Source organism: Bradyrhizobium sp. 604_D8_N2_3 (genome assembly GCF_051810765.1).
GTDB lineage: Bacteria > Pseudomonadota > Alphaproteobacteria > Rhizobiales > Xanthobacteraceae > Bradyrhizobium > Bradyrhizobium barranii.
Map to the genome: position 1 here is coordinate 831,464 of NZ_JBPWPM010000001.1, position 25,221 is coordinate 856,684.

General features: G+C 63.4%; 22 protein-coding genes. 10 read left to right on the forward strand and 12 right to left on the reverse strand.

Going from position 1 to position 25,221, the window contains the following annotated elements; all coding sequences use genetic code 11:
• Positions 1 to 242: 242 nt before the first annotated feature.
• Both AB7245_RS03940 and AB7245_RS03945 read left to right on the forward strand, forming a co-directional pair.
• Positions 243 to 1,823 (forward strand): winged helix-turn-helix domain-containing protein, encoded by a 1,581-nt coding sequence (locus AB7245_RS03940; protein ID WP_085402690.1) that lies wholly within the window; start codon positions 243 to 245, stop codon positions 1,821 to 1,823.
• 729 nt (positions 1,824 to 2,552) lie between these two features.
• Positions 2,553 to 2,765 (forward strand): hypothetical protein, encoded by a 213-nt coding sequence (locus tag AB7245_RS03945; RefSeq protein ID WP_135217216.1) that lies wholly within the window; start codon positions 2,553 to 2,555, stop codon positions 2,763 to 2,765.
• A 9-nt stretch (positions 2,766 to 2,774) separates the two neighbouring features.
• Here AB7245_RS03945 and lepA read toward each other — a convergent pair whose 3' ends face one another.
• Positions 2,775 to 4,586 carry a translation elongation factor 4 gene (gene lepA / locus AB7245_RS03950; protein WP_085402644.1) on the reverse strand — a complete coding sequence of 604 codons (1,812 nt, stop codon included), beginning with the start codon at positions 4,584 to 4,586 and terminating at the stop codon, positions 2,775 to 2,777.
• A gap of 126 nt (positions 4,587 to 4,712) precedes the next feature.
• On the opposite strand from lepA, the gene AB7245_RS03955 reads away from it, so the two are divergent.
• Positions 4,713 to 6,338 carry a glycosyltransferase family 39 protein gene (locus AB7245_RS03955; protein WP_439035696.1) on the forward strand — a complete coding sequence of 542 codons (1,626 nt, stop codon included), beginning with the start codon at positions 4,713 to 4,715 and terminating at the stop codon, positions 6,336 to 6,338.
• A gap of 160 nt (positions 6,339 to 6,498) precedes the next feature.
• Here the strand turns inward: AB7245_RS03955 and AB7245_RS03960 are convergent, their stop codons facing one another.
• The 5 genes from AB7245_RS03960 to AB7245_RS03980 all read right to left on the reverse strand — a co-directional run bounded on the left by AB7245_RS03960 (position 6,499) and on the right by AB7245_RS03980 (position 10,499).
• Positions 6,499 to 6,825, reverse strand: a complete 327-nt coding sequence (locus tag AB7245_RS03960; RefSeq protein WP_063980739.1) for an HPr family phosphocarrier protein — start codon at positions 6,823 to 6,825, stop codon at positions 6,499 to 6,501.
• Positions 6,822 to 7,223, reverse strand: coding sequence for a PTS sugar transporter subunit IIA (locus tag AB7245_RS03965; protein WP_007597752.1), 402 nt, complete (start codon positions 7,221 to 7,223; stop codon positions 6,822 to 6,824). The genes AB7245_RS03960 and AB7245_RS03965 overlap by 4 nt, the downstream gene beginning before the upstream one ends.
• A gap of 133 nt (positions 7,224 to 7,356) precedes the next feature.
• The gene (locus AB7245_RS03970; protein WP_063980740.1) at positions 7,357 to 7,881 is read right to left on the reverse strand and encodes an HPr kinase/phosphorylase; all 525 of its coding nucleotides are present in this window, start codon (positions 7,879 to 7,881) and stop codon (positions 7,357 to 7,359) included.
• Positions 7,878 to 9,680 carry a sensor histidine kinase gene (locus tag AB7245_RS03975; protein WP_085402643.1) on the reverse strand — a complete coding sequence of 601 codons (1,803 nt, stop codon included), beginning with the start codon at positions 9,678 to 9,680 and terminating at the stop codon, positions 7,878 to 7,880. Before AB7245_RS03975 ends, AB7245_RS03970 begins: the two co-directional genes overlap by 4 nt.
• A gap of 117 nt (positions 9,681 to 9,797) precedes the next feature.
• Positions 9,798 to 10,499, reverse strand: coding sequence for a response regulator transcription factor (locus AB7245_RS03980; protein ID WP_038952081.1), 702 nt, complete (start codon positions 10,497 to 10,499; stop codon positions 9,798 to 9,800).
• Positions 10,500 to 10,740: 241 nt separating this feature from the next.
• Between AB7245_RS03980 and AB7245_RS03985 the strand changes: the two genes are divergently transcribed.
• The 3 genes from AB7245_RS03985 to AB7245_RS03995 all read left to right on the forward strand — a co-directional run bounded on the left by AB7245_RS03985 (position 10,741) and on the right by AB7245_RS03995 (position 16,045).
• Positions 10,741 to 11,475, forward strand: a complete 735-nt coding sequence (locus AB7245_RS03985; protein WP_085402642.1) for a HugZ family protein — start codon at positions 10,741 to 10,743, stop codon at positions 11,473 to 11,475.
• A gap of 78 nt (positions 11,476 to 11,553) precedes the next feature.
• Positions 11,554 to 14,145, forward strand: coding sequence for a CHAT domain-containing tetratricopeptide repeat protein (locus AB7245_RS03990; RefSeq protein WP_439033900.1), 2,592 nt, complete (start codon positions 11,554 to 11,556; stop codon positions 14,143 to 14,145).
• 283 nt (positions 14,146 to 14,428) lie between these two features.
• Positions 14,429 to 16,045, forward strand: a complete 1,617-nt coding sequence (locus tag AB7245_RS03995; RefSeq protein WP_085402640.1) for a phosphoenolpyruvate carboxykinase — start codon at positions 14,429 to 14,431, stop codon at positions 16,043 to 16,045.
• Positions 16,046 to 16,262: 217 nt separating this feature from the next.
• Here the strand turns inward: AB7245_RS03995 and AB7245_RS04000 are convergent, their stop codons facing one another.
• The 3 genes from AB7245_RS04000 to AB7245_RS04010 form a co-directional block, all read right to left on the reverse strand.
• Entirely contained in the window at positions 16,263 to 17,078 is an 816-nt protein-coding gene (locus AB7245_RS04000; RefSeq protein ID WP_085402639.1) for an acyl-CoA thioesterase, read from the reverse strand.
• 4 nt (positions 17,079 to 17,082) lie between these two features.
• The gene (locus tag AB7245_RS04005) at positions 17,083 to 17,424 is read right to left on the reverse strand and encodes a hypothetical protein (protein ID WP_085402688.1); all 342 of its coding nucleotides are present in this window, start codon (positions 17,422 to 17,424) and stop codon (positions 17,083 to 17,085) included.
• A 97-nt stretch (positions 17,425 to 17,521) separates the two neighbouring features.
• Positions 17,522 to 20,038 carry a glycogen/starch/alpha-glucan phosphorylase gene (locus AB7245_RS04010; protein ID WP_085402687.1) on the reverse strand — a complete coding sequence of 839 codons (2,517 nt, stop codon included), beginning with the start codon at positions 20,036 to 20,038 and terminating at the stop codon, positions 17,522 to 17,524.
• A gap of 205 nt (positions 20,039 to 20,243) precedes the next feature.
• Between AB7245_RS04010 and AB7245_RS04015 the strand changes: the two genes are divergently transcribed.
• Positions 20,244 to 20,477, forward strand: coding sequence for a hypothetical protein (locus tag AB7245_RS04015; RefSeq protein WP_085402638.1), 234 nt, complete (start codon positions 20,244 to 20,246; stop codon positions 20,475 to 20,477).
• A 27-nt stretch (positions 20,478 to 20,504) separates the two neighbouring features.
• On the opposite strand, the gene AB7245_RS04020 is transcribed toward AB7245_RS04015, so the two are convergent.
• The 3 genes from AB7245_RS04020 to AB7245_RS04030 form a co-directional block, all read right to left on the reverse strand.
• Entirely contained in the window at positions 20,505 to 21,071 is a 567-nt protein-coding gene (locus tag AB7245_RS04020; RefSeq protein ID WP_063980748.1) for a PAN domain-containing protein, read from the reverse strand.
• A 112-nt stretch (positions 21,072 to 21,183) separates the two neighbouring features.
• Positions 21,184 to 22,554, reverse strand: a complete 1,371-nt coding sequence (locus AB7245_RS04025) for a glutamate--cysteine ligase (RefSeq protein ID WP_038933719.1) — start codon at positions 22,552 to 22,554, stop codon at positions 21,184 to 21,186.
• 101 nt (positions 22,555 to 22,655) lie between these two features.
• Positions 22,656 to 23,150 (reverse strand): MarR family winged helix-turn-helix transcriptional regulator, encoded by a 495-nt coding sequence (locus AB7245_RS04030; protein WP_014498535.1) that lies wholly within the window; start codon positions 23,148 to 23,150, stop codon positions 22,656 to 22,658.
• 127 nt (positions 23,151 to 23,277) lie between these two features.
• Between AB7245_RS04030 and gstA the strand changes: the two genes are divergently transcribed.
• From gstA to AB7245_RS04045, 3 genes are all read left to right on the forward strand, one after another.
• Positions 23,278 to 23,892, forward strand: a complete 615-nt coding sequence (gstA, locus tag AB7245_RS04035) for a glutathione transferase GstA (protein ID WP_071916910.1) — start codon at positions 23,278 to 23,280, stop codon at positions 23,890 to 23,892.
• A gap of 119 nt (positions 23,893 to 24,011) precedes the next feature.
• Positions 24,012 to 24,356 (forward strand): hypothetical protein, encoded by a 345-nt coding sequence (locus AB7245_RS04040; RefSeq protein ID WP_085402637.1) that lies wholly within the window; start codon positions 24,012 to 24,014, stop codon positions 24,354 to 24,356.
• A 199-nt stretch (positions 24,357 to 24,555) separates the two neighbouring features.
• Positions 24,556 to 24,864, forward strand: coding sequence for a hypothetical protein (locus AB7245_RS04045; protein WP_085402636.1), 309 nt, complete (start codon positions 24,556 to 24,558; stop codon positions 24,862 to 24,864).
• Positions 24,865 to 25,221 lie beyond the last annotated feature (357 nt).

Consider the following 25,221-nt stretch of genomic DNA (forward strand, 5'->3'; position numbering starts at 1 on the left):
AAAGCGTCGGTTTGACGCTCAGGGGCAAACTTCCGCTCTGCCGCCATCACCCGACATAGCTGCACCGCGTCAACGGAAGCGATGGGGCACGAGCGGAAGTGCCTAGCCGCTCCATATCGGCCGCCGTCGGTCATCCCTGAACGAACAGCTTACTTTTCTCTCGTCTCCGGCCTATTCTTGGTGTCCTTCTGCGATGAGCGCGTTTGGGAAGAAATGTGGTCTATCGGGCGGAGAAGACGGCCTTGCGCTATCTCTTCGAAGACTACGTATTGGACACGGACCAGCGCGAGCTGCGCTGCGGAGCCGTGCTGATTGCTACTGCGCCACAAACGTTTGACTTGCTCCTTTACCTCATTCGCAACAGGGAGCGGGTTGTCAGCAAGGACGACCTCCTCGGCGCTGTCTGGAGTGGTCGCATCGTCTCGGATGCCGCGCTCACGACGCGCATGAATGCTGCTCGCGGCGCAATTGGCGACACGGGCGAGAGACAGCGTCTGATAAGGACGATGCCCCGCAAGGGTTTCCGCTTTGTTGGCACAGTGCAGGAGGCGCAAAGGTCCACAACCGTCCCCCCTGGCCATGTGGCGCAGAACGATTATACGGCGCAGAGGTCGCTTTCACCACCTCGCCTTTCCATCGTTGTGTTGCCCTTCGTCAATCTCAGCAGCGCCCCCGAGCAGGACTACTTTGTCGATGGTGTGACCGGGAGCCTCACCACGGATTTATCACGCATCAGTGGCTCATTTGTCATCGGCCAACACACCGCGTTCACCTACAAAGGCAAATCGGTCGATGTCAGGCAGATCGGTCGTGAGTTGAATGTTCGCTACGCGCTTGAAGGCTCGGTGCAGCGTTGCGACAATCGTCTCCGGGTGAATGTTCAATTGATCGACGCGACGACGGGCAATCATTTGTGGGCCGACCGCTTCGACAAGCCCTTCGCCGATCTGCTCGATATGCAGGACGAAATCGTAGCCAGGATTGCGCGGACCTTAGACAACCAACTCATCGTGGCCGAGGCGCGTCGCGCGGCAAGAACGTTGAATCCCGATGCCATGGATCTCTATTTCCAGGGCCGCCATTCTTGCAATAGGGGGGTGACACTCGAGAATTTGACAGAAGCTCGCAATTCTTTTGAACGGGCTCTGGCGACTGATCCGCAAAATGTCGACGCCATGAGTTGGAGAGCGTTGGTCGAGACGGTGCTTGTCGCGGCGTTCTTGAAAGACAACGGGCCTCCGTATCTGGCAGCGGCAGAGACCATGGTGCTAAAGGCGCTCCGCCTCGCTCCGGACCATGCCTGGGCTCATTTCACCTTGGCCATGGTGCTCATCTATACGAACCGGACGGCCCAAGGCGTAGCTGAGTGCGAGCGAGCCTTGGCCCTGGATCGCAATTTGGCTGACGCTCACGAGATGATGGGTCAGGCCAAATTTTATATGGGTTGCGGTGCGGATACCGAGTTCCACGTCAACGAAGCACTGCGCCTTTCCCCTCGCGATATCTCCGCCTTCCGATGGATGAATACGGCGGGCTTTGCCAAGCTCCAGATCTCAGCAGACGCTGAAGCGGCCGCTTGGTGTGCCCGAGGAATCGAGGCCAACCGAAACTATCCGCTGCTGCATTTCGGGTACGCTGCAGCGCTCGCGCTTCTTGGGAGGCTGGACGAGGCGCAAGTGGCCGCCAAAACTGGACTTGCACTTGATCCAACATTTACGATCCGTCGCGTCAGAAACGTTCCAGTGCGCGGCAACGCGAATTTCGTTGCAGGAGCCAGGCGCTTGGTTAGGGGATTATACATCGCCGGAGTACCGGAGGGGTGATGCCGGCGATCAGTCTATCGCGTCACTATGGCCGCGTGCCGTTCTCTTCCGGTTTACCCCTGTGAACGGAAATCGTCGGACTGCACCGCCATGTCTCACACGGGCCAGGAGGCGACGTTCCCTGCTCGCCTCATAAGACCCGATATGACAGAGAGGCCACCATCTGAGGGCGGCCTCTGCTGCGTGCGTGAATTGGTCAGTTCTTGTACCCCATACTGCTACAGATCGCGTATTGATAGTTGGGGTTTGCACCTTGCGCCCATAACCCTTGTTTGCATTCCACGTACGTCCTGGCCTTGGCTGGCGCAAACGCCCTTATATCCGGGTCAAGCACTTTGGCATGCGCACCCGAGTAAAATATCTCTGTCGATGGAGTGTTCGGCCTCGTAGTTTTCTTCACGGCGTTGGCGGGTGCATTCGACAAGATGGCGACAGCTAAGCCCACAAGGAACAGCGAGGAAAATCTCATAGTAATGTCCTCCACAACTCCACCTCGAAGTGGGCGACTATTCAAGAGAGCTACAAGCAGTGGTGGCGTCGATTAAACATAACAACCTTATTCCCGAAGGGCAATGGACGGAGTTGCTCCAATGTCGCCTTCGGGTCAAAAGCGGTCTTCGAGGAGCAGTGCTTGGCAGGTCGGCTGACGGGTCAGAAGCCGAAGCAGGCCGTCACCGACGTGGCGCCTGGATATCGAATTCAAAGGTTGCCAATCGGTCGGCGGCGGAGATGGTGCGTTCTGATGGACGCCTGCTGGACACCCGCTGCCATGATGCCATCATGCCCCTGTTTTGCCCGACGGGTCAAATCGATTTCGTAAAATCGAAAAAACCCAATGCCGACAAGGGCGCGGCTACTGTGCATGGGGTTGTTTTCGCGAATTTTGCTTGCCCCCGCTATGTCGGGCCGGGCCCCGATCTCGTCGGGTCCGGAGTGGCCTGAGCGTTCGCCTCAGCTATCCACCTTCAACGCGGCAATGAAGGCTTCCTGCGGGATGTCGACCTTGCCGAACTGCCGCATCTTCTTCTTGCCTTCCTTCTGCTTCTCCAGAAGTTTCCGCTTACGCGTGATGTCGCCGCCGTAGCACTTCGCGGTGACGTCCTTGCGCAGGGCGCGCACCGTCTCGCGCGCGATCACCTTGCCGCCGATCGCCGCCTGGATCGGGATCTGGAACATGTGCGGCGGGATCAGCTCCTTCATCTTCTCGACCATGGCGCGGCCGCGCCCCTCCGCGCGGGTGCGATGCACCAGCATCGACAGCGCGTCGACCGGCTCGTTGTTGACCAGGATCTGCATCTTGACGAGATCGGCCACCTTGTAGTCGGTCAGGTGATAGTCGAACGAGGCGTAGCCTTTCGAGACCGATTTCAGGCGGTCGTAGAAGTCGAACACGACTTCGTTGAGCGGCAGATCGTACTTCACCATGGCGCGGGAGCCGACATAGGTCAGCTCCTTCTGCGCGCCGCGGCGGTCCTGGCACAGCTTCAACACGCTGCCGAGATATTCGTCGGGAGTGAGGATGGTGGCCTCGATCCAGGGCTCCTCGATATCGGCGATCTTGACCACGTCGGGCATGTCGACGGGATTGTGGATCGAGATCTCCTGGCCGTCGGTCAGGTGCATCTTGTAGATCACGCTTGGCGCGGTCGCGATCAAATTGAGGTCGAACTCGCGCGACAGCCGCTCCTGGATAATCTCGAGGTGCAACAGCCCGAGGAAGCCGCAGCGGAAGCCGAAGCCCAGCGCAGCCGAGGTTTCCATCTCGTAGGAGAAGCTCGCGTCGTTAAGGCGCAACTTGCCCATCGCCCCGCGCAGCGTTTCGAAGTCATTGGCGTCGGCCGGGAACAGGCCGCAGAACACCACCGGGATCGCCGGCTTGAAGCCCGGCAGCATTTCGGTGACCGGCTTCCTGTCGTCGGTGATGGTGTCGCCGACGCGGGTGTCGGCGACTTCCTTGATCGCCGCGGTGATGAAGCCGATCTCGCCGGGGCCGAGCTCGTCGACCTGCTCCATCTTCGGGGTGAAGAAGCCGACGCGCTCGACGTCATACGCCGCGCCTGTGCCCATCATGCGGATGCGCTGGCTCTTCTTCATGACGCCGTCGACGACGCGGATCAGCACGACCACGCCGAGATAGACGTCGTACCAGCTGTCGACCAAGAGCGCCTTCAAGGTCGCGTCGCGGTCGCCCTTTGGCGGCGGCAGGCGGGTGACGATGGCTTCCAGCACGTCGGGGACGCCGAGGCCGGTCTTGGCCGAGATCATCACGGCGTCGGAGGCATCGATGCCGATGACGTCCTCGATCTGCTGCTTGATCTTCTCGGGTTCGGCCGCGGGAAGGTCGACCTTGTTCAGGACCGGGACGATCTCGTGGTTGTTGTCGAGCGCCTGGTAGACGTTGGCGAGCGTCTGCGCTTCGACGCCCTGGCTGGCGTCGACCACCAGCAGGGAACCCTCGCAGGCCGCCAGCGACCGCGAGACTTCGTAGGCGAAGTCGACATGGCCGGGCGTGTCCATCAGGTTGAAGATGTAATCCTTGCCGTCCTTGGCGTGGTAGGCAAGGCGGACCGTCTGCGCCTTGATGGTGATGCCGCGCTCGCGCTCGATGTCCATAGAATCGAGCACCTGCTCCTTGCCCGCCATTTCGCGGTCGGTGAGGCCGCCGGTCATCTGGATCAGGCGGTCGGCCAGCGTCGACTTGCCATGGTCGATATGGGCGACGATGGAGAAGTTGCGGATGTTGGAAATGGGGACGGTCGTCATGGGCGCGGGATACCACTCACATCCCCGTGCGGCAACCATATTGCTGTATTTTCAGGGCCTTTCTTCACGCCAAGCTGATTCCACGAGGGCCCAAAACGCGCTACGCAACGGCCCATGTCCAGGCTCATGTCCACGACCTCGATCCCCTCCGCCCGAACACGCGTAAAAGCCCGGGTGAGCCTTAACCGCTTCCGGGCCTGGCTGGTCGCCTGCGCGATCCGGCCCGAAGCGCGGCTCTGGCTGGTGATCCAGCTCGCCATCCTGCATGCGGTGATCTGGACCTTCATCCTGATCAATCTCAAGGCAGCGCAGGACGTTCACATGGACGTCGCAGAAGCCTATGGCTGGGGCCAGGAGTTCCTGTGGGGCTACGGCAAGCACCCGCCGCTGTCGGGCTGGGTCGCCGGCCTCTGGTTCAAGGTGTTCCCGGCTGCGGACTGGGCGACCTATGCGCTGGCGATGGCGACCGTCGGCGTCGGCATGGTGATCTGCTGGCTGCTGAGCTTGCGCGTCGTGGACGCGCGGCGCGCGTTCCTGGTCGTGGTGATGGTCGCGCTCTATCCGATCTTCAATTTCAAGGGTTTCAAGTACAACCCCGACCTGCTCCAGCTCGTCACGCTGCCGCTGCTCGTGCTCGCCTATCTCAACGCCTTCGAGAAGCGGACCTGGCAGTCCGGTATCTGGTTCGGGCTCGCCGGCGCGCTGGCGCTGATGACGAAATACTGGGTGCTGACCATGATCGGCGCCATCGGCCTTGCCGCGCTGATTCATCCCGATCGGCTGCGATTCCTGCTGTCGCCGGCGCCGTGGGTGGCGATCGTGACGATGGTGGTGGCGATGATCCCGCACATCGTCTGGCTTGCGGGCGTGCATTTCGTGCCGCTGACCTATGCCGGCGATACCTACAGCCTCGATGACAGCCGCCAGGTCCATCAGCTCGTGGCGGGCTACGCCCTGCATAATTTGGCGCTGCTGGCGTTGCCGGTGGCGCTGGCCGCTCTCGCAATGGCGCTGGTGCCGCATTGGTTCACGCTGCTGCTGCGCGCACCGTTACGCATCGTCACGCGCGCCTGGGGGCGCGGCGCCAATCCCGGCGTCAATGTTGCGCAGGCGTTGAACGTCTGGATCATCCAGATCATCGTCGCGGTCGGCCCGCCGCTCGGCGCGCTGGCCTTCAGCATCTACATGAAGACCGATTGGGGCATCTCGCTGTTCTTCCTGGTGCCCTTGGCACTGGTCGCGATCCCGGCGCTGCGGGTGCAGAGTGCGGCCCTGTTCAACATCGCCGCGATCTGGCTCGTGCTCAGCGTCGCCACGCTCGCCGCCTCGCCCTGGATCGCCGCGCGCGAGATGGCGGCCAATGCCAGCAATACGGCGACCTACGGCGCGCGCTCGGAGCTGGCGCATGAATTGACGCAGGCCTGGCACACGCGTTTCGGCTCGCGCTGGGCGGTCGTCGCCGGCACCATGGAGTCGATCCAGCCGATGGTGTTCTACAGCCCCGATCATCCCGCCGCGCTGATGCCGCTCGAAGCCTGGGATTCCGGGCTGACGTCGCGCGAGGATGCCAAGAAGTATGGCTTCATCGGCGTGTTCGATCCGACCGATGGCCGCCTCCCGGCGTTCGAGAAATGGGTCTCGGAGATCGCGCCGACCGCCGAGCGCATCGTGATGACGACGCGCCGCTTCACCCACGGCAAGGCCGGCCCGGCGATGAGCTGGAATATCTACATCGCGCCGCCGGCGAAGTGATTTCGGCGTTGTCGGTCTCGTAGGGTGGGCAAAGCGACTTGTCCGCCATAGCTCGAAGAGCGACGGCGGAAGTGTGCCCACCACTTCTATGGCGATTGTCGCGAGATGGTGGGCACGGCGCTTCGCGCCTTTGCCCACCCTACGGCACTGAGCGCGTGGCTCAGATCCCTTCCTCGTTGAACTTGCTCTCAACGAGCTCGGTAATCGCCGCAAGCGCAGCCTGGGCATCGTCACCGGCGGCGGCGACCGTGATCGTCGTGCCCGGTCCTGCGGCCAGCATCATCAGGCCCATGATCGAGGTGCCGCCGACGGTCTCGCCGCCGCGCGTCACCCACACCTGCGCGTTGAAGCGCTCGACCGCCTGGACGAATTTCGCCGAGGCGCGGGCGTGCAGGCCGCGCTTGTTGATGATCAGGAGGTCTTTGGAAATGGCTCCCGCCGGCACGCCTGTCCCGGCCTGGTTTCCGAGCGGCGCGTCGTCGCTCATTTGCCGGCGAGCACGCGGCTGGCAATGGTGACGTATTTGCGACCCGCTTCCTGGGCCATCGCGATCGCGTCGGGCAGCGGACGCTCCTCGCGCACCTTGGCAAGCTTCACCAGCATGGGAAGGTTGATGCCCGCGAGCACCTCGACCTTCGGCCGGCTCATGCAGGATATTGCAAGGTTCGACGGCGTGCCGCCGAACATGTCGGTGAGGATCGCGACGCCGTCGCCGGAATCGACGCGGTTGACCGCCTCGATGATGTCGCTTCGGCAGAGATCGGAATCATCTTCGGCACCGATCGTGATCGCTTCGATTTGCTTTTGTGGGCCCATGACATGCTCAAGCGCTGCCTTGAATTCGTCGGCAAGGCGCCCGTGGGTCACAAGTACTAGACCAATCATCGGAAAACTCCTCGCGGGCGCTTTTGGTGCACCGCACGAACGCGCCACTTTGACCATCCAGAGCCCCCGCGCAAGAGGGGATGTTGCGTATCTCCCTGAAACTAGACGGATGGATGAGGGGAGCTGCGCCGGTCTATTCGGTCGCGATAGTGGGGTTCATATGGTTACCATTTCCCTTCAAACAATCGCCTGAAGGGTTAACGGAAGATGAACTCTTGGTAGTGGTCAAGGCCGCAACAACCAAAGGGAGGGGCGAATAGTCGCGCCCGACGGGGATTCGCGGTATTTCGACACCGAAAATGCTTGTTTTCAGCGATTCCGCCGCAGGCAGCCGTTCTGCGTCGGCGGCGTCCAGATCGACCACGAGGCCGACGGTCGCATGCTCCACGAAGTCGCAGCGGCGGATTCCCAGTCCCCGAATCTCGATCAGGCCGGCCAGCAGCGGCGCGGGGCGGACTTCAATTTCGTCGCCGACTGTCGCCAGATGGACACGGTCATCGCCGACCAGAACGGCCCTTTCGACCACGCCAGCGCGTCCCGCCATGATCAAATCGAAGGCAAGGCGCGACTTGCCGGAGCCTGAGGGCCCGCGGATCAGCACCGCCAGAGTCCCGACCTTGACTGCGGAGGCGTGAACGCTGGGGCCACCGTCGCTCATAGCGCCGGCAGCCTCACCACGAAACGCGCGCCGACAACCGTAGGCGCTCCGTCCTCGTCCGCCGGGCCCGGGCGGTTCTCGGCCCAGATGCGTCCGCCATGGGCATCGACGATCTGCTTGGAGATCGACAGGCCGAGGCCGGAGTTCTGGCCAAAGCCCTGGTGCGGACGGTCGGTGTAGAAGCGCTCGAAGATGCGCTCCAGCGCGTCGTCGCGGATGCCGGGACCGTCGTCGTCGACCACGATCTCGATCTCGGAGCGGACGCGGCGGCAGGTGAGGCGCACCTTGCTGCCGGGCTCGGAGAATGACTGCGCGTTGGAGAGCAGGTTGGAGACCACCTGCCCGAGCCGCGAATCGTGCCCGGTCACGGAGAACGCGTCGGTCGCGCCGCGGCCTTCGAAGCGCGTTTCGACCGCGACGTCATGGCCGAGCTTGGTTTCATTGGCGACGGACACGAGCGTCGTCAGCAGGCGGCGCAGGTCGACCCGGACCGCATCCTGGCGCTGCAATTCGGCGTCGAGGCGGCTGGCGTCGGAGATGTCGGAGATGAGGCGATCGAGCCGCTTGACGTCATGCTCGATCACCTCGAGCAGGCGCGCGCGGCTGGTCTCGTTGCGCGCCAGCGGCAGCGTCTCGACCGCTGAGCGCAGCGACGTCAGCGGGTTCTTCAGTTCATGCGCGACATCGGCGGCGAACATCTCGATCGCCTCGATGCGGCTGTAGAGCGCGCTGGTCATGTCGCGCAGCGCGCCGGAAAGGTGACCGATTTCGTCGCGGCGCCGGGTGAAGTCGGGAATCTCGATGCGGGCCTTGATGCGGCGGCGGACGCGCTCGGCGCTGTCGGCGAGCCGGCGCACCGGACCTGCGATCGTGCTGGCGAGCAGCAGCGACAGCATGATCATGACCGCGGCAGCGACGCCGCCGACCTTCAGGATCGCCAGGCGCTCGGCGGTGACCATCTGGTCGATGTCGTCGCCCTGCGTCGACAGCATCAGGGCGCCGTGGATGGCGCGCGAGCGCAGCACGGGGACTGCGACCGAGACGATCACCTCGCCGCGCGAATTGACCCGCACCATCGAACGCTTCTGGCCCTGGAGCGCGTCGCTCACTTCCGAATAGCCATTGCCATTCTCGCGCCCGAGCTCGCGATACAGCGGCAGGTCACCGCGGTTGATCCAGAGGCGCACCGAGGTCAGGCCGCGCTCGATCACGCCGGGCTTCTGCGATGGCGGCGGCAACGGGAAGATCAGCACGTTCTCGAGGTCGCGGCTGTCGAGCAGCACCGTCCCGTTGGGATCGAATATCCGTGCGCGGGTCTTGGTCGGCGAGATCAGCGTGCGCAGCACGGGTGCCACGCGCTCCGGGCTGATCGGAAAGTTCAGCGCCGAATAATCGTCGGATTCGCCGTAGCTGTCGCCGAGCTTCAGATCGAGCAGGCGGTCAGGATCGACCGTGATCGCGTTGGTCTGCACGGTCGCCGACGCTCCGATGGCACCGGCGATGATCTCGGCCTGCACCAGCAGGCTCTGCGCACGCGCGTCGATCAGGCCAGCGCGGAACTGCGAGAGATAGAGAATGCTCGCGACCAGCGCGACGAGGCCGGCGAGGTTGAGCGAGACGATGCGGCGGGTCAGGCTCGAGAAGGAGAGTGCGAAGAAATACTGACCGGCGCGCGTCAGCCAGGACAGCGGCCGCCAACCTTGCGCGGCCGGCTTGTCGTCGGCGACGTGCTCCGGTACGCCGTCGGATGCGATATCCCCGGCATTCTGGTTCTCGTCAGGCTGCGTTCGGTCAAGCAATGCTTACGCCCGCGTTAGGACATCTCGTGCGAAGGGTCCCCGCATCCTAGAGCCATCCCGGTCCCGATGGAACGAGAACCGGCGATGCTCTCAGTCTTTCGTGAAGGCGCGTGAGCCTCAGGCTTCCTTGAAGCGGTAGCCGACGCCGTAGAGCGTCTCGATCATCTCGAACTCGTTGTCGGTCACCTTGAACTTCTTGCGCAGCCGCTTGATGTGGCTGTCGATGGTGCGGTCGTCGACATAGACCTGGTCGTCATAGGCGGCGTCCATCAGCGCGTTGCGGCTCTTCACCACGCCGGGCCGGGTCGCCAGCGCCTGGAGGATCAGGAATTCGGTGACGGTCAGCGTCACCGGCTCGTTCTTCCAGGTGCAGGTGTGCCGTTCGGGGTCCATGCGCAGCAGGCCGCGGTCGAGCGCCTTGGCATCGTTCTCCTTCGGCGCGACGGTCGGGTCCTTCGGCGCAGAGCGGCGCAGCACAGCCTTGACGCGCTCGACCAGCAGGCGCTGCGAGAAGGGTTTGCGGATGAAGTCGTCGGCGCCCATCTTGAGGCCGAACAGTTCGTCGATCTCTTCGTCCTTGGAGGTCAGGAAGATCACCGGCAGGTCGGATTTCTGCCGCAGCCGGCGCAGCGTTTCCATGCCGTCCATGCGCGGCATCTTGATGTCGAGGATGGCAAGATCGGGCTGGGTGGTGCGGAAGCCGTCGAGCGCGGAGGCGCCGTCGGTGTAAGTCATGATGCGATAGCCTTCGGCCTCCAGCGCGATCGAGACGGATGTGAGAATGTTGCGGTCGTCGTCGACCAAAGCGATTGTGGGCATGAGCCTCTGCTTTCTGCTTTCCGTTTGGGTCGTGGCTTGAAACGGCGAGCAATTCACTGATGCGCCGCATACACGGGTGCCGAATTCGGCGGTCGAACCTTGTCACCGAGCAATGCAAGCTGGGCTGAAGTGTGACCAAGTTCCACGAAGCGCAGCAGATTCGCCGCGTTTCGACCCTTAACCTGACCCCCGTTTACCCGAAAAAAGACCTCCCTTGCAACCACCTGACCCGAGAAAGCCGATGCACCCGACCCCTGATTTCGACCCCGGAAAGCTCGCCAAATCGCTGCTCAGGCGCTCGCGCCAGGGCGCGCTGGCAACGCTGATGGCCGGCAGCGGCGATCCCTATTGCTCCCTCGTCAATCTGGCGAGCCACCCCGACGGCTCGCCGATCCTGCTGATCTCGGGCCTGGCCGTGCACACCAGGAACATCCTGGCGGATCACCGGGTCTCCCTGATGCTGGACGAGCGCGCGGCCGGCGATCCGCTGGAGGGCGCCCGAATCATGCTGTCCGGTCGGGCGGAACAGGCCGATGCCGACAAGGATCTACTCCAGCGGCGGTATCTCAATGCCCATCCATCGGCCGAAGCCTTTGTTTCGTTTAAGGATTTCTCCTTCTTCAGAATTCGGCCCACGGGAACCCATCTGGTCGCCGGCTTCGGCCGCATCGTCGATCTCAAGCCCAAGCAGTTCCTGACGGACCTAACAGGTGCCGAGGATTTGCTGGCGGCAGAGGAGGGGGCGGTCGCGCACATGAATGCCGACCACCGCGACGCCATGGGCCTCTATGCAACAAAACTCCTCGGCGCGGCGGAGGGCGACTGGCGCTGCACCGGCTGCGACCCCGAAGGCCTCGACATGCAGGATGGTCAGACGGCGCTGCGGCTGGACTTCCCGGAGCGGGTGACTGACGGCACGGAGCTCCGCAAGATGCTGGTCCGCCTTGCTGGCGAAGCGCGCGCTAAGGTGGACTAGCGCGCAACAATTTGAACGCTGCCCCCCATCGCTGCGACCCAAGACCGTAATGGTTCGAAGTCGGCAGCGAGAGGGTTCATGACACGCCGCTATTTGACGTTGGTTGCGGGTTTGGCGCTCGCGATCACCGCATCGCTTGCCACGCCCGGCTTTGCCCAGAAAGGTCTCGCCGCGGAGAGCGCGCGGATCAACGCACTCCGAAGCGCCGGCAAATATTCGGAGGCGCTGCCGCTGGCGCAGGCCATGGTGGCGTCTCTCGAGAAGACCGCCAACAATCGCGATCTCGCCGGTGCGCTCAACAACCTCGCGCAGATCTACGCCGACCAGGGCCACGACGACCAGGCCGAGCCGCTCTACAAGCGCGCCATTGCACTGATGGAGAAGGGGACCGGTCTCGACAGTGTCGAGATCGCACCGGTGCTGAACAACCTCGCCGCGCTCTATCAGAGGCAGAGCCGCTTTGCAGAGGCCGAGCCGCTGTTCAAGCGTGCGCTCGCCGTGCGCGAGAAGGCGCTGTCGCGCGAGCATCCCGACGTCGGTCAGTCCCTCAACAATCTCGCCACATACTATGTCAAGCAGCAGCGTCAGGCCGAAGCCGAGCCGTTGTTTCAGCGCGCGCTCGCGATCTACCAGAAGGCCGGTGGCCCCGAGCATCCGGCGGTCGCGACGCTCCTGAACAATCTCGGCCAGCTCGATCGCGACCTCAACCGCGATGCGGATGCCGAGGCGCCGATCAGGCGCTCGCTCGCGATCCGCGAAAAAGTGCTGGGACCGGACCATCCCGACGTCGCGCGCTCGCTGAACAATCTCGCCGGTCTCTACGAGCACCAGCAGCGCTATGCCGATGCGGAGCCGCTCTATCGCCGTGCGCTGTCGATCCGCGAACGTGCGCTCGGTCCCGATCATCCGGACGTCACGACCTCGACCAGCAATCTCGCTTATTTCCTCTACGTCTCCGGCCGGAACGCCGACGCGCTGCCGCTCGCGGAAAAGACGCTTGCGACCAATCGCGCGCAGTTGCGCGTCGTGCTGCCGGTCCTGTTCGCCGCGCGACAGCAATATCTGCTGCCTGACGACAGGGCGCTGGACGAGGCGCTTGCCGCGATTCAGCGCGGCACGCAATCCTCCGCTGCCTCCGCCGTGAACAAGCTGGCCGTGCGCCTTGCTGCGGGCAGCGACAGGCTCGCTGAGCTCGTGCGCCGGGACCAGGATCTTGCGGCCGAGTCCGAGGCGCTCGACAAGGCGATCATCGCCGCGGTGTCGAAGCAGTCGGCCCAGCGCGACGTCGCGGCCGAGCAGCGCAGCCGGGTGCGGATCGCGGCGATAGCGAACGAGCGCACAGGCTTGCAGAAGACGCTCGCGGTCGAGTTTCCCGATTATGCGTCGCTCTCCAACCCCCTGCCGCTGGCGGTCAAGGATATCCAGCCCTTGCTGTCGCCCGACGAGGCGATGGTGCTCTACTCCGTCGTCGACAAGCAGAGCTATGTCGTCGCGATCACGCGCGAAGGCGTCGACTGGAAGGAGATTCCGCTCGGCGCGGACGCGCTGATGCAGAAGGTGACTGCCTTCCGCAAGGGGCTCGATGTCGGCAAGGCGCGTGATGCCTCCGGCAAATCAGGGTTGTTCGACCTCGGGCTCGCCAACGAGCTTTATGTCGCGCTTCTCGGCCCGGTCGAAGGGCTGACGAAGGACAAGCGCAACCTGCTGGTGGTGCCGTCGGCCGCGCTGACGGCGTTGCCGTTTCATCTGCTCGTCACGGAGACGCCGCAAGCTGCGATCCCGGACACGCTCGAAGGCTATCGCAGCGCCGCCTGGCTGTTGCGGCGTCAGGCGGTGTCGGTGCTGCCCTCGGTGGTCAGCCTGAAATCGCTGCGTGCCGTCGCGCGCCGGGAGCAGGGCGTGAAGCCGATGACCGGCTTTGGCGATCCCGTGTTCAATCCCGCGCTGGAAGGGCCGGCCGATCGTCGCGCGGCAAGCGGCAAGGTCGCTGCACGCAACATTGCAACAATTGCCTATAGCGATTTTTGGCGCGGTGCCGGCGTCGATCGCGCGCGGCTTGCGCAGGCGCTGCCGCAACTGCCGGATACCGCGGACGAGTTGAACGCGGTGGCAAAGGATGTCGGCGCGGCCGAGGCCGACATCCATCTCGGCCGCGATGCCAGCGAAACGACGCTGAAGCGTGCAGCGCTTGCTCAATACAGTATCATCTACTTTGCCACCCACGGTCTCGTTGCCGGCGATATCAAGGGATTGGGCGAGCCCTCGCTTGCGCTCTCCATTCCCGATCGGCCGACGGAGCTGGATGACGGCTTGCTCACGGCAAGTGAAGTCGCTCAGCTCAAGCTCAACGCGGATTGGGTTGTGCTATCGGCCTGCAACACCATCGCCGGCGACAAGCCCGGCGCCGAGGCCCTGTCGGGGCTGGCGCGCTCGTTCTTCTACGCGGGTGCACGTGCGCTGCTGGTCTCGCATTGGGCAGTGGATTCGGAAGCTGCCACCCGCTTGACCACGTCGACTTTCGAACTGCTCAAGAACGAACCAAAAATCGGCCGTGCCGAAGCCTTGCGCCGCGCGATGTTGACGTACGTTGATGACACCGCGTCACCGCGCAACGCCTATCCCGCGATGTGGGGGCCGTTCGCGCTCATCGGCGAAGGCGAGGTACGATAGGACGGTCCCGCGATTGTGCGTCGCAATAACCAGAGGAAACGCCGAATTGCGCATTTGGTTGCGCGATCATTCGTGTTTTTTTGATACGCTCGCTCAGAGCTGACATGCGCGGCATTTGGCGCGGTCCTTGAATAAACCAAATCCTGCGAGATCGGCTTGGCAACGCCAGCGTTCACCATTATTACGTCGTTCAACCGAGGCCGGACGGCCTATAATTCACGGTGACTGCGATGGCGCCAAAGCTTGATCGCGCTGAGTGTCGCGGGTTCTAGGAGGATTTTTCGTGCAAGAGACGGGCGTGCGCAACGGTGCCTTCGGTGCCGACAAATTCGGCTTAAAGAATCTCAAACGGGTTCACTGGAACCTCGGCGCGCCGCAACTCTATCAATACTCACTTTCTGCGGGCGAGGCGGTGCTGTCGGCAGACGGTTCGCTTTGCGCCGACACCGGTGAGTTCACCGGCCGCAGCCCGAAGGACAAGTTCACGGTGCGTGACGCCACCACCGACAAGAAGATGTGGTGGGCCGGCAACCAGTCGATCACCGCCGAGCAGTTCGAGGCGCTCTACCAGGACTTCCTCAAGCACGCTGAAGGCAAGAGCCTGTTCGCGCAGGACCTCTATGGCGGCGCCGATCCGGCCTACCGGATCAAGACCCGCGTGTTCACCGAGCTCGCCTGGCACTCGCTGTTCATCCGTACGCTGCTGATCCGCCCCGAGGCGGTCGAGCTGCCGAGCTTCACGCCGGAGCTCACCATCATCGACATGCCGAGCTTCCGCGCCGATCCCAAACGCCACGGCTGCAAGTCGGAGAACGTCGTCGCGATCGATTTCGCCCGCAAGATCGTCCTGATCGGCGGGTCCTATTATGCCGGCGAGATGAAGAAGTCCGTCTTCACCACGCTGAACTACTATCTGCCCGAGCGCGGCGTGATGCCGATGCACTGCTCGGCCAATGTCGGCGCCAATGGCGATACCGCGATCTTCTTCGGGCTATCAGGCACCGGCAAGACCACGCTGTCGGCCGATCCGAACCGCACGCTGATCGGTGACGACGAGCATGGCTGGGGCCCGAACGGCGTCTTCAACTTCGAGGGCGGCTGCTACGCCAAGTGCATCAAGCTCTCGCAGGAAGCCGAGCCCGAGATCTATGCGGCGTCGACGCGCTTCGGCGCGGTGCTCGAGAACTGCGTGCTCGACGAAGACACCCGAATCGTCGATTTCGACGACGGCTCCAAGACCGAGAACACGCGCTCCGCATACCCGCTCGACTTCATCCCGAACGCTTCGCGCACCGGCCGCGCGCCGCAGCCGAAGAACGTGGTGATGCTGGCAGCCGACGCCTTCGGCGTGCTGCCGCCGATCGCAAAGCTTTCGCCGGCGCAGGCGATGTATCACTTCCTGTCCGGCTACACCGCCAAGGTTGCCGGTACCGAGCGCGGTCTCGGCAACGAGCCGCAGCCGGAATTCTCCACCTGCTTCGGTTCTCCCTTCCTGCCGCTCGACCCCAGCGTCTATGGCAACATGCTGCGCGACCTCATCGCCCAGCACAATGTCGATTGCTGGCTGGTCAACACCGGCTGGACCGGCGGCAAGTATGGCACAGGCTCGCGCATGCCGATCAAGGTGACGCGCGCGCTGCTCACCGCCGCGCTCGACGGCTCGCTTCGCAACGTCGAATTCCGCACCGACAAATATTTCGGCTTCGCGGTCCCGACCGCGCTGCCGGGCGTGCCGGCCGAGATCCTGAACCCGGTCAACACCTGGAAGGACAAGGACGAGTTCGACAAGACCGCCCGCGCGCTGGTCGGCATGTTCCAGAAGAACTTTGCCAAGTTCGAAGCCCAGGTCGACGCCGAAGTGCGCGCAGCCGCGCCGGACGTGAAGCTCGCGGCGGAGTAATCGCTCGCTCTGTCTTCAAGGCAAAAGGGCGGCCGCGAGGCCGCCCTTTTTGTTTCTTCCTCCTCCCCTTGTGGGAGAAGGTGGCGCGAAGCGCCGGATGAGGGGTTGTATCCGCGCGTTCAACTGCAAGAGAAGCGCTCGCGGAGAGAGACCCCTCACCCGTCTCGTCGCTTCGCGACGAGCCACCCTCTCCCACAAGGGGAGAGGGGAAGAGCATCTACGCCTTGAAATACGCAATCTGCGTCGTGGTCGCGAGCAGCCTGCCGTTCGGCGACCACAGCTCGGCGTTCTGATCGGCATAGCTCTTGTGCATGATCTTCGAATCGGCCGTCGCGAGCACGCGCGTGATGTCCTCGGCGGCGAGCTCCTCGCTGCCGGTGTGAAAATACGTCGTCAGCGACACCGTGCCGAACGGCACCAACTCGCGCCTGGCGTGGAAGATGCGGCCGAAGAAGGCGTCCGACATCGACATCAGCGACAGCATGTCGAGCTTGCGCGGCGTGCGGTCGCCGATCCAGAGCTTGGAATAGGTGCTGGCGAGCTCGGTCTGCGGTGGGCCGATCCGCATCTCGCCCTCGACGAAGCGGAATTCATACTGGTTGGCCCAGGACGCCGAGATCTTTGGGAATGGCAGCGTTGCCTCGAACGCCGTGGCGTTCGGATATTGCGCCACCCTGTGCTCCCAGGACGGCCGGCGCTCGGCGAATACGGCGGTGGCTAGCGTTGCGACCTCTGCGCCGTCCTGCGACAGTTCGACGCTCCAATGCTGGCTGGAGCGATTGGCCTTCACCAGCCGCACGTCCAGATCGAACGGCCCCTTGGCGATCGGCGCGCAATAATTGACGGTCAGCGCCAGCGGATCGCCGGCGCGCTGCGGATGGTCGATCAGCGCACGCAGGATCGTCGCGGCCGTGGCGCCGCCGAACGGGCCGACAAACGCCCAGTAGTCGTCGCTGGTGTGCCCCTGCCAGCTGGAGTCACCGGCGCTGATGCGGGTGGCGTCGTCGAACGGGTGCGGGAGCTTGGCGTGCATGGGATTAGACCTCTACTGAGCTTCCGTCCCAACGACGAAACTCCATCGTCTCATCACCAGGGCCATATTGCTGCGAACTCAAAACATCGTCTGCCGGATTATCTGTGACCCAGGCATCCGCGACGGAGCCTCCTATGCGCTTCAGCGCAATGATACTCTTGCCGCTGATCAGATCGGCGACGAAGTCGCCGATGGCAGCTTCCTCGTCCTTGCCTGAAAGACTGGCAAGGATGCTGCCGTGCGTGTGCCAGGAGAATCCGTCGAACCCCAGCGTCCAGTCCCCGTCGGGACATATGACCAGCAATCGAAGCTGCCCATCCGGGCTCGTATACTCGCCGACAGGCACGATCGACTCCGGCCAGAAAAAGCTCAAGCCGTAATATGATGCCTATCCTGCCAAATCAATAACCTCGCAGGTATCGCCGATTTCACGTTGCGGAAAATCAGCCCGCGACGTCGCGCAGATCCGGCAGCAGCGGCGTGGTCGGATTGACCGGCACGTTCCAGATCTCCTCGGCATATTCGCGGATGGTGCGGTCCGAGGAGAACCAGGCCATGCGCGCGACATTGAGGATGGAGGCGCGCGTCCAGGCCGGCGCCACCTGCCAGCGTGCGTCGACGCTGCGCTGCGCTTCGTAATAGGAATCGAAATCGGCGCTGACCATGTAGTGGTCGAGATAGCGCAGCGCGTGCGCGATTGATTCGAAGCGGCCGGGATCGCCGGGCGAGAACTCGCCGGTGCCGATCGCGTTGATGGCGCGCTGGAGCTTTGGCGAATTGCGGATCACGTCGGAGGCATCCAGCCCCTGCTTGCGGCGGATCATCACGTCGCCGGCCTCCATGCCGAAGATCGCGATGTTCTCCGCGCCGACATGGTCGCGGATCTCGATGTTGGCGCCGTCGAGCGTGCCGATGGTGAGAGCGCCGTTCAGTGACAGCTTCATGTTGCCGGTGCCGGAGGCCTCCATGCCGGCGGTCGAGATCTGCTCGGACAAATCGGCCGCGGGAATGATCACCTCCGCAAGGCTGACATTGTAGTCGGGCAGGAAGACGACCTTGAGCTTGCCGCCGATCGCGGGATCGTTGTTGACGACCTCTGCGACGTCGTTGACCAGCTTGATGATCAATTTTGCGTAGCGGTAGCTCGCCGCCGCCTTGCCGGCGAAGATCTTCACCCGCGGCACCCAGTTGCCGTTGGGATCGTCCTTCATCGCCTGGTACAGCGCCACCGTCTCGATGATGTTGAGGAGCTGGCGCTTGTATTCGTGAATGCGCTTGATCTGCACGTCGAACAGCGCGGTCGGATCGACCTTGATGCCGAGCCGCTCGCCGATCAGGCGCGCCAGCGCGGTCTTGTTGTGAAGCTTGACGCTGCGGAACTTCTTCTGGAATTCGACGTCGCTGGCGCGGGTTTCGATCAGGCTGAGCTGGGTCGGATCGTCGAGCACGGCTTCGCCGCAGGTCTCGCGCAGCAGGTCGGTCAGCTTCGGATTCGCCAGCATCAGCCAGCGGCGGAAGGTGATGCCGTTGGTCTTGTTGGTGATGCGGCCGGGATAGAGATGGTTGAGATCGTGGAACACGGTCTCGCGCATCAGGTCCGAATGCATCGCCGAGACACCGTTGATGCGGTGCGAGCCGACGAAGGCGAGCTGGCCCATGCGCACGCGGCGTCCGCTCCTCTCGTCGATCAGCGAAACCGAGGCACGGAAATCGATGTCGCCGGGCGCGCGCGCTTCGGCCAGCGCGAGATGCTGCACGTTGATGCGGTAGATGATCTCGAGATGGCGCGGCAATAGCTGCTCGAACAGCTCGACCGGCCAGGTCTCCAGCGCCTCGGGCAACAGCGTGTGGTTGGTGTAGGACAGCGTCGCGACCGTGATCTTCCAGGCCTCGTCCCAGCGGAAATTGTGCAGGTCGACCAGGATGCGCATCAGCTCGGTGACGGCGAGGCTCGGATGCGTGTCGTTGAGCTGGACCGCGACCTTCATCGCGAGGCTGCGAAGCTGGCCGTCGGAGGTCAGGTGGCGATTGACCAGGTCCTGCAGCGAGGCGGAGACGAAGAAATACTCCTGGCGCAGCCGCAGCTCGCGGCCCGCCGGGCTCTCGTCGTTCGGATAGAGGAATTTGCAGATCGCTTCCGCGCGCGACTGTTCGGCGCTGGCGCTGACATAGTCGCCCTTGTTGAAGGCATCGAGCTTCAACGGATCGGGCGAGCGTGCCGACCACAGGCGGAGCGCGTTGACGTGCTGGCCGCGCCAGCCGACAATCGGCGTGTCATAGGCGATCGCCTGCACGGTCTCGGCCGGATGCCAGATCGCTCGGTCGCGGCCCTTGTCGTCGACATGCTCGACGCCACCGCCGAAATGGACGTGATAGATCACCTCGGGCCGCTGCAATTCCCAGGGATTGCCGAAGCTCAGCCATTCGTCCGGATATTCCTGCTGCCAGCCCTGATTGATGATCTGGCGGAACAGGCCATAATCGTAGCGGATGCCGTAGCCGATCGCGGGGATCGAGAGCGTGGCCATGCTCTCCATGAAGCAGGCGGCGAGCCGCCCCAGGCCGCCATTGCCGAGCGCGGCATCCGGCTCGCATTTGCGGAGCTCAGGCAGCGATACGCCGAGATCGCCGAGCGCGACCTCGAAGATCTTGAGCAGCCCCATGTTGTTGAGCGCGTCGGTGAAGAGACGGCCGATCAGGAATTCGAGCGAGAGATAATAGACGCGCTTGCTTCCCGCATCGTAGCTGTGCTTCTCGGCCGTGAGCCAGCGATGCACGATGCGGTCGCGCAGCGCGAGCGCTGCGGCCTGGTACCAGTCGTGCTTGGTGGCCATGCCCGCATCCTTGCCGATGGCAAGGCGCAGCTTCGCCAGGATCGCGCCCTTGACGTCAGCCAGCGCGAGCTCGTCGATGGGCTGGCTGGAGGCCGGCAAACTTGGCTGGAACGATTGATCTTGCAAGGCCGTCACTTCCTGGTCGCGAGAACACCACTAACTCTACGCGTCTTGCCCCTGCACCGGAACCATCGCTGGCGCGGCCGTGCACTGCGCTGGCGTAAATTTATGCAAGGAACGGGCCGATTTGGGAACCCGGAAGCGTACGGAGAGATGCGGATTCGGTGCTAGATTGAGGGCAGATTCAGCCATCAGTGTGGAGGAAACGTCCATGAGACTGCTGATCGAAATCGCCGCCGCGGCCTTCCTCGTCGTCTGCATCACCGCCTCCAGCGCCGCCTTTGCCGCCGGCAAGACGGGTCGCAGTGCCGACGGCCTGAGCTGCGGCTTCAGCGGTCCGGAAAATGCGTCTCCCGCGGTGCGCTGCGCCGCCATCAAGCGCCAATGCGGCGGCAAGTTCTACGCGAATGCGTGCGGGGACAGGCTGGTGTCGGCGGCGAATTGAGGAGCGGGTCACCGGATTCGCAGCGCGCTATCTGACCACGCCCGACGTGAAGCCCGCCTTGCGGCGCGGCGGCTTGATTTCCTTTTTCAGGAAGCAGCGCGCTTCACGCCCGGTGTAGCCGGGACGGGCATAGGTGAAGGCGCGGCACTTGTTGTCGGCGATGCAGGCGGCCTTGCAGGCCTCTTCGCCTTCGCCGTCCTTGATCTCGAAATTGCGCAAGTCGCCGCCGGGGCGGTCGATCGACGTTTCAACGCCTTCGATCCGCGGCTCGATCACGCCGGCGCCACGCACACCGGAGATGCAGCAGCTGCCCGGGACACGCGGCGGCACCGTGTTCTTGAGCCAGCACACAGCCGAGCCGCCTTCGACGTCGGGATAGTTGAAGCTCCAGGAGCGGCAGCGGCGGTCACGCTCACACTGCAGCGCGCAATCCTCGGGGTCACCTGACGTCACCGGCGAGCTGAAATAGTCGCCGCCGGGCCGGTCGAACGCCGTCTGGGCGCGCGCAGGCGCGCTCGCAAACACGAGCGCAAGCAACGTGGCGCAGGCCACGACGCTTGCCATGACGGCCCCACGCAGGCGGCCCTTCCCCATCGGAACAGCTTTCGAGTTATTGACGGCGCTCAGGTTTTTTCAGCCGGTCATTTGATCGCCGCAAACCTGTATGGGCGATGAACGGCTCAGGTCCTGGTCGTCGGCCTCTGGCCTAGAACGCGTATTCCGCGTAGGCCGGTTCCACGGAGCCGTTCCAGGCGCCGTTGAACTTCTCCAGCATCTCCTCGGCCGGGGTCCGGCCGGAATCGATGATGCGATCGAGCGGCTCCAGATGCCGGGTTTCGTCGCGGCCGAGCTGGTCGATCCGGCCGCGGCGGCGCAGGCCGGCATGGGCCAGAACGAGGCATTCCTTGGCGATCTCGAACAGATAGCGGTCCTTGATCCGTGCCTTGAAGCCGAACCGCGGCACGTCGTCGCGCAGGGCCTGGCGCTCATGCGCGGTCCAGTGCTTCACGAGGTCCCAGGCGGCATCGAGCGACACATCGTCGTAGAGCAGCCCGGCCCAGAACGCCGACAGCGCCGGCAGGCGGCCCCACGGGCCGCCATCGGAGCCGCGCATCTCGAGATAGCGCTTGAGGCGCACCTCCGGGAAGATCGTCGAAAGATGGTTGGCCCAGTCCGACAGCGTCGGACGTTCGCCGGGCAGATTGTTGTTGCGGCCATCGAAGAAGGCGCGGAACGAGGAGCCCGAGACGTCGATGTAATCCTCGTCGCGCTTGACGAAATACATGGGCACGTCGAGCGCGTAGTCGACATAGCGCTCGAAACCCATGCCGTCCTCGAATGCCCACGGCATCATGCCCGAACGCGCATTGTCGGTGTCGCGCCAGATCTCGGAGCGGAACGACAGGAAGCCGTTCGGCTTGCCCTCGGTGAACGGCGAATTGGCAAACAGCGCGGTCGCGACCGGCTGCAGCGCGAGCGAGACGCGCAGCTTCTTGACCATGTCGGCTTCGGAGGAGAAGTCGAGATTGGTCTGCACGGTGCAGGTCCGGTACATCATGTCGAGGCCGTATTGGCCGACCTTCGGCATGTAATTGGTCATGATCTTGTAGCGGCCCTTGGGCATCACCGGGATGTCGGCGCGCGACCAGGACGGCGTCATGCCGAGCCCGAGGAAGCCGATGCCGAGCGGGGTCGCGATCTCGCGCACCTGCGCCAGATGCGCCATCAGCTCGCTCTGGGTCTGGTGCACGTTCTCGACCGGCGCGCCGGAGAGCTCGAACTGTCCGCCGGGCTCGAGCGAGATGGCGCCGCCACCGGTGACGTCGTAGAGGCCGATGATGTTGCCCTTCTCCATGATCGGCTCCCAGCCGAGCAGGAGCTTCATGCCTTCGAGCAGCGCGCCGATGCCCCGCGCACCCTCGTAAGGCACCGGACGGTGGCCTTCGAGCGTGAACGGCGTCTTCTCGTGCTCGGTGCCCATGCGGAATTCGGACGGGTCCTTGCAGCCGGCCTCGAACCACGCGACGAGCTCGTCGCGCGACTGCAGCGGCGTCATATCGATCTGGTCTCGCGCCATATCAAACTCTAATCAAAAAGGGCGCTTCGATCGAAGGCGCGCGGGTGACGGGGTGGTCCGCGAACCCAGGGGGTGCACGGACGAGCTGGTGTGCCGCACGATCATCGCGACGGCGTGGTTTCGTTGACGTGGACGGGCGGCAGTTTCATCTCGCCGCACGAGCAGCCGAGACGGTCGAGCAGACCGCTGAGCTTGACGGCATCCGCATCGGACAGTTTCGAGCCGACATATTTTTCGATTGCGGCCGAATAGGCGCCCCACATCCGCTTCTGCAACTCGCGGCCGGCTTCCGTGATCTCCACGAACTGGCCGCGCTTGTCGATCTTGCATTCGCGCCGGGAGGCGAGCCCCTCGTCGACCAGGCGGTCGATCAGGCGCGAAGTGGAGTATTGCGGGATCAGCATCTGCCGCTCGAGTTCCACCGGCCGCAGCTCCCCCGAGGGCGCCCGCGACAATTCGAGCAGCGCGTCGTACCAGGCCAGCGGGGGGAACCCCGCCTTCTTCAAGTCCTGCTCGACGCAATCGAGCACGCGGCTCTGCACCCGCATCAGGCGGATCCAGGCCGAAGTTGCCTCGGTCGATGGTTTGCGTTTCATGGTCCCGCTCAAGCTCGTCGTTCCGTCTCTTACCTCACTCAATGCACCTGCATCAATCTTGACTATTGGATGCAAATGCATGTAGGCGTTCCTTCGCCCCAACCAAGCGTCAAGAGAAAGAAATTCCATGAAACTCTATTACTCGCCCGGCGCCTGCTCCCTGTCCCCCCACATCGCGCTCCTGGAAGCCGGCCTGCCCTATGAGCTGGTCAAGGTCGATATCCGGGCCAAGAAGCTCGAAAATGGTGAGGATTATCTGAAGCTGAACCCGAAGGGCCAAGTCCCTGCGCTGGGCCTCGACAGCGGCGAGATCGTGACCGAAGGCCCGGTCATTGTCCAGATGATCGCCGACCAGGCTTCGGCCAAGGCGCTGGCGCCAGCTCACGGCAGCTCCGAGCGCTACAAGCTGCTCGAATGGCTGAACTTCCTCACCTCGGAGGTGCACAAGAGCTTCGGACCGCTGTTCGCGCCGGCGCTGAACGACGAGGCCAAGGCCTTCTTCAGGGATCGCGTCATGGGCAAGCTGACATACATCGACAGCCAGCTCGCCGGCCGCGACTACCTCATGGGAAAGCAGTTCACGGTGGCCGACGGCTATCTCTTCACGATGCTGACCTGGGGCGATCGGATGAAGTTCGACCTCTCGGCCATGCCGAACCTGACCGCCTACAAGGCTCGCGTCGCGGCGCGGCCGCAGGTGCAGGAGGCGCTGAAGAAGGAAGGCCTTGCGCAGGCGAAGTAAGCGCATCGCAAGATGCAACAATCGAAGGCCGGATCGACGATCCGGCCTTTTTCTTTGTGAACCATTAGATCGGCGGCCACGTCGAAATCGCGGAGCGCCTCCATGAGACAGCCGCCGCCATGAACATGATCGTCCTTATGACCGCCGCGGGCGCGCCGCTCGCGATGCTTGGCTTGTCGACGCCGGACCTGCCGCAGCGCAATTGCATCCTCATGATCCATCCGCAGGTCACCTCGGCCGTGTTCGAGAGCAAGGAAGGAAAAATCGTCTTTCCCGATCGGCCGACCGAATATCCGTGCAGCTATGTCAGGAAGATGGGCGGAACGGACATCGCCTTCACCAACCAGAATGGCTGGCGCTTCGAGGTGCGCATCGGCCGTGGCGATGAAGGCAGCTGGAGAGCGAGTCTTGCCGACGATGCGGTCTCGGGCCGGGCGTTCTCGCCGCTCGGAGACCGCAAATAAGAACGGCCGGATCGTCGATCCGGCCCGTTTTTATTCTGCCCCGAGCGGGGTGGCACGAACCCATCTCGCCGGATCATCGTACCTATCATTAGACTTATGAACTACTGTTCGCCGAATGTAAGTAGTGCTGTCTTGTCAGTACCCGTAAAGCGCGCGAGCTTGGCGGAATTGTTAGAGGATTATTTCATCGGAGTTGAACTTGACGATTGCCTTGGTCCTGATCGTCGCAAGTGCATTGGTGGGAATAGCGACAGGTTATGCTTTCAGGATCTGGGCGCTGATATTGATTGCGCCGGCGATCGCGGTTTTCTCGGCAATCATTCTTCGCGTTTACGAATTCGGCATGATGGCGGGTGTGACCGTCATCGCCATCTGTCTTGCCGCCTGCCAGCTCGCCTACTTCGCGGCGGCCTACCTGCTGCACGCGCGGGCGGTCTCAGCCCATGACGAAGTCGACGGCGAGCCAGGCGAGGGAAGCCAGCATAAAATCCGCCGCCAGCACAAGTAGCGCCAAAGCGGCCCAAAGCATCGGCCCCTTGCGGCGCAGGCGCGCCGGCTTCTGTTGCGGCGAGAGGCGGCGAGTGGCGGGTCCAACAGCATATTTCGCGGTGAGATCGCGACCGAGCGCGGTCTTCCGCAGCACCAAAGAGTTCATCATGGATACTTTCTTATTTTGTCTTCAACCTGCCGATGGCTCGGCAAGTGTCCCAACCGGATTCGGAACCCTGACCCGGAGCAAGACTAGTGCCAGGGCCGAGCAAAAGAACGGCGCCGCTTCGACACGCCTATGACAATTGCGCGACACCGCGGCAGCGGGGGACTCTGACACGGGTCCTACGCGAATTCTGTGATTGGTTCCACAAGC

Excerpts from the sequence above, each read along its gene's own strand:
- AB7245_RS03945 (WP_135217216.1), top strand. The coding sequence starts at position 2,553 with ATGGTGCGTTCTGATGGACGCCTGCTGGACACCCGCTGCCATGATGCC.
- lepA (WP_085402644.1), bottom strand. The coding sequence starts at position 4,586 with ATGACGACCGTCCCCATTTCCAACATCCGCAACTTCTCCATCGTCGCC.
- AB7245_RS03955 (WP_439035696.1), top strand. The coding sequence starts at position 4,713 with ATGTCCACGACCTCGATCCCCTCCGCCCGAACACGCGTAAAAGCCCGG.
- AB7245_RS03960 (WP_063980739.1), bottom strand. The coding sequence starts at position 6,825 with ATGAGCGACGACGCGCCGCTCGGAAACCAGGCCGGGACAGGCGTGCCG.
- AB7245_RS03965 (WP_007597752.1), bottom strand. The coding sequence starts at position 7,223 with ATGATTGGTCTAGTACTTGTGACCCACGGGCGCCTTGCCGACGAATTC.
- AB7245_RS03970 (WP_063980740.1), bottom strand. The coding sequence starts at position 7,881 with ATGAGCGACGGTGGCCCCAGCGTTCACGCCTCCGCAGTCAAGGTCGGG.
- AB7245_RS03980 (WP_038952081.1), bottom strand. The coding sequence starts at position 10,499 with ATGCCCACAATCGCTTTGGTCGACGACGACCGCAACATTCTCACATCC.
- AB7245_RS03985 (WP_085402642.1), top strand. The coding sequence starts at position 10,741 with ATGCACCCGACCCCTGATTTCGACCCCGGAAAGCTCGCCAAATCGCTG.
- AB7245_RS03990 (WP_439033900.1), top strand. The coding sequence starts at position 11,554 with ATGACACGCCGCTATTTGACGTTGGTTGCGGGTTTGGCGCTCGCGATC.
- AB7245_RS04000 (WP_085402639.1), bottom strand. The coding sequence starts at position 17,078 with ATGCACGCCAAGCTCCCGCACCCGTTCGACGACGCCACCCGCATCAGC.
- AB7245_RS04015 (WP_085402638.1), top strand. The coding sequence starts at position 20,244 with ATGAGACTGCTGATCGAAATCGCCGCCGCGGCCTTCCTCGTCGTCTGC.
- AB7245_RS04020 (WP_063980748.1), bottom strand. The coding sequence starts at position 21,071 with ATGGGGAAGGGCCGCCTGCGTGGGGCCGTCATGGCAAGCGTCGTGGCC.
- AB7245_RS04025 (WP_038933719.1), bottom strand. The coding sequence starts at position 22,554 with ATGGCGCGAGACCAGATCGATATGACGCCGCTGCAGTCGCGCGACGAG.
- AB7245_RS04030 (WP_014498535.1), bottom strand. The coding sequence starts at position 23,150 with ATGAAACGCAAACCATCGACCGAGGCAACTTCGGCCTGGATCCGCCTG.
- gstA (WP_071916910.1), top strand. The coding sequence starts at position 23,278 with ATGAAACTCTATTACTCGCCCGGCGCCTGCTCCCTGTCCCCCCACATC.
- AB7245_RS04040 (WP_085402637.1), top strand. The coding sequence starts at position 24,012 with ATGAACATGATCGTCCTTATGACCGCCGCGGGCGCGCCGCTCGCGATG.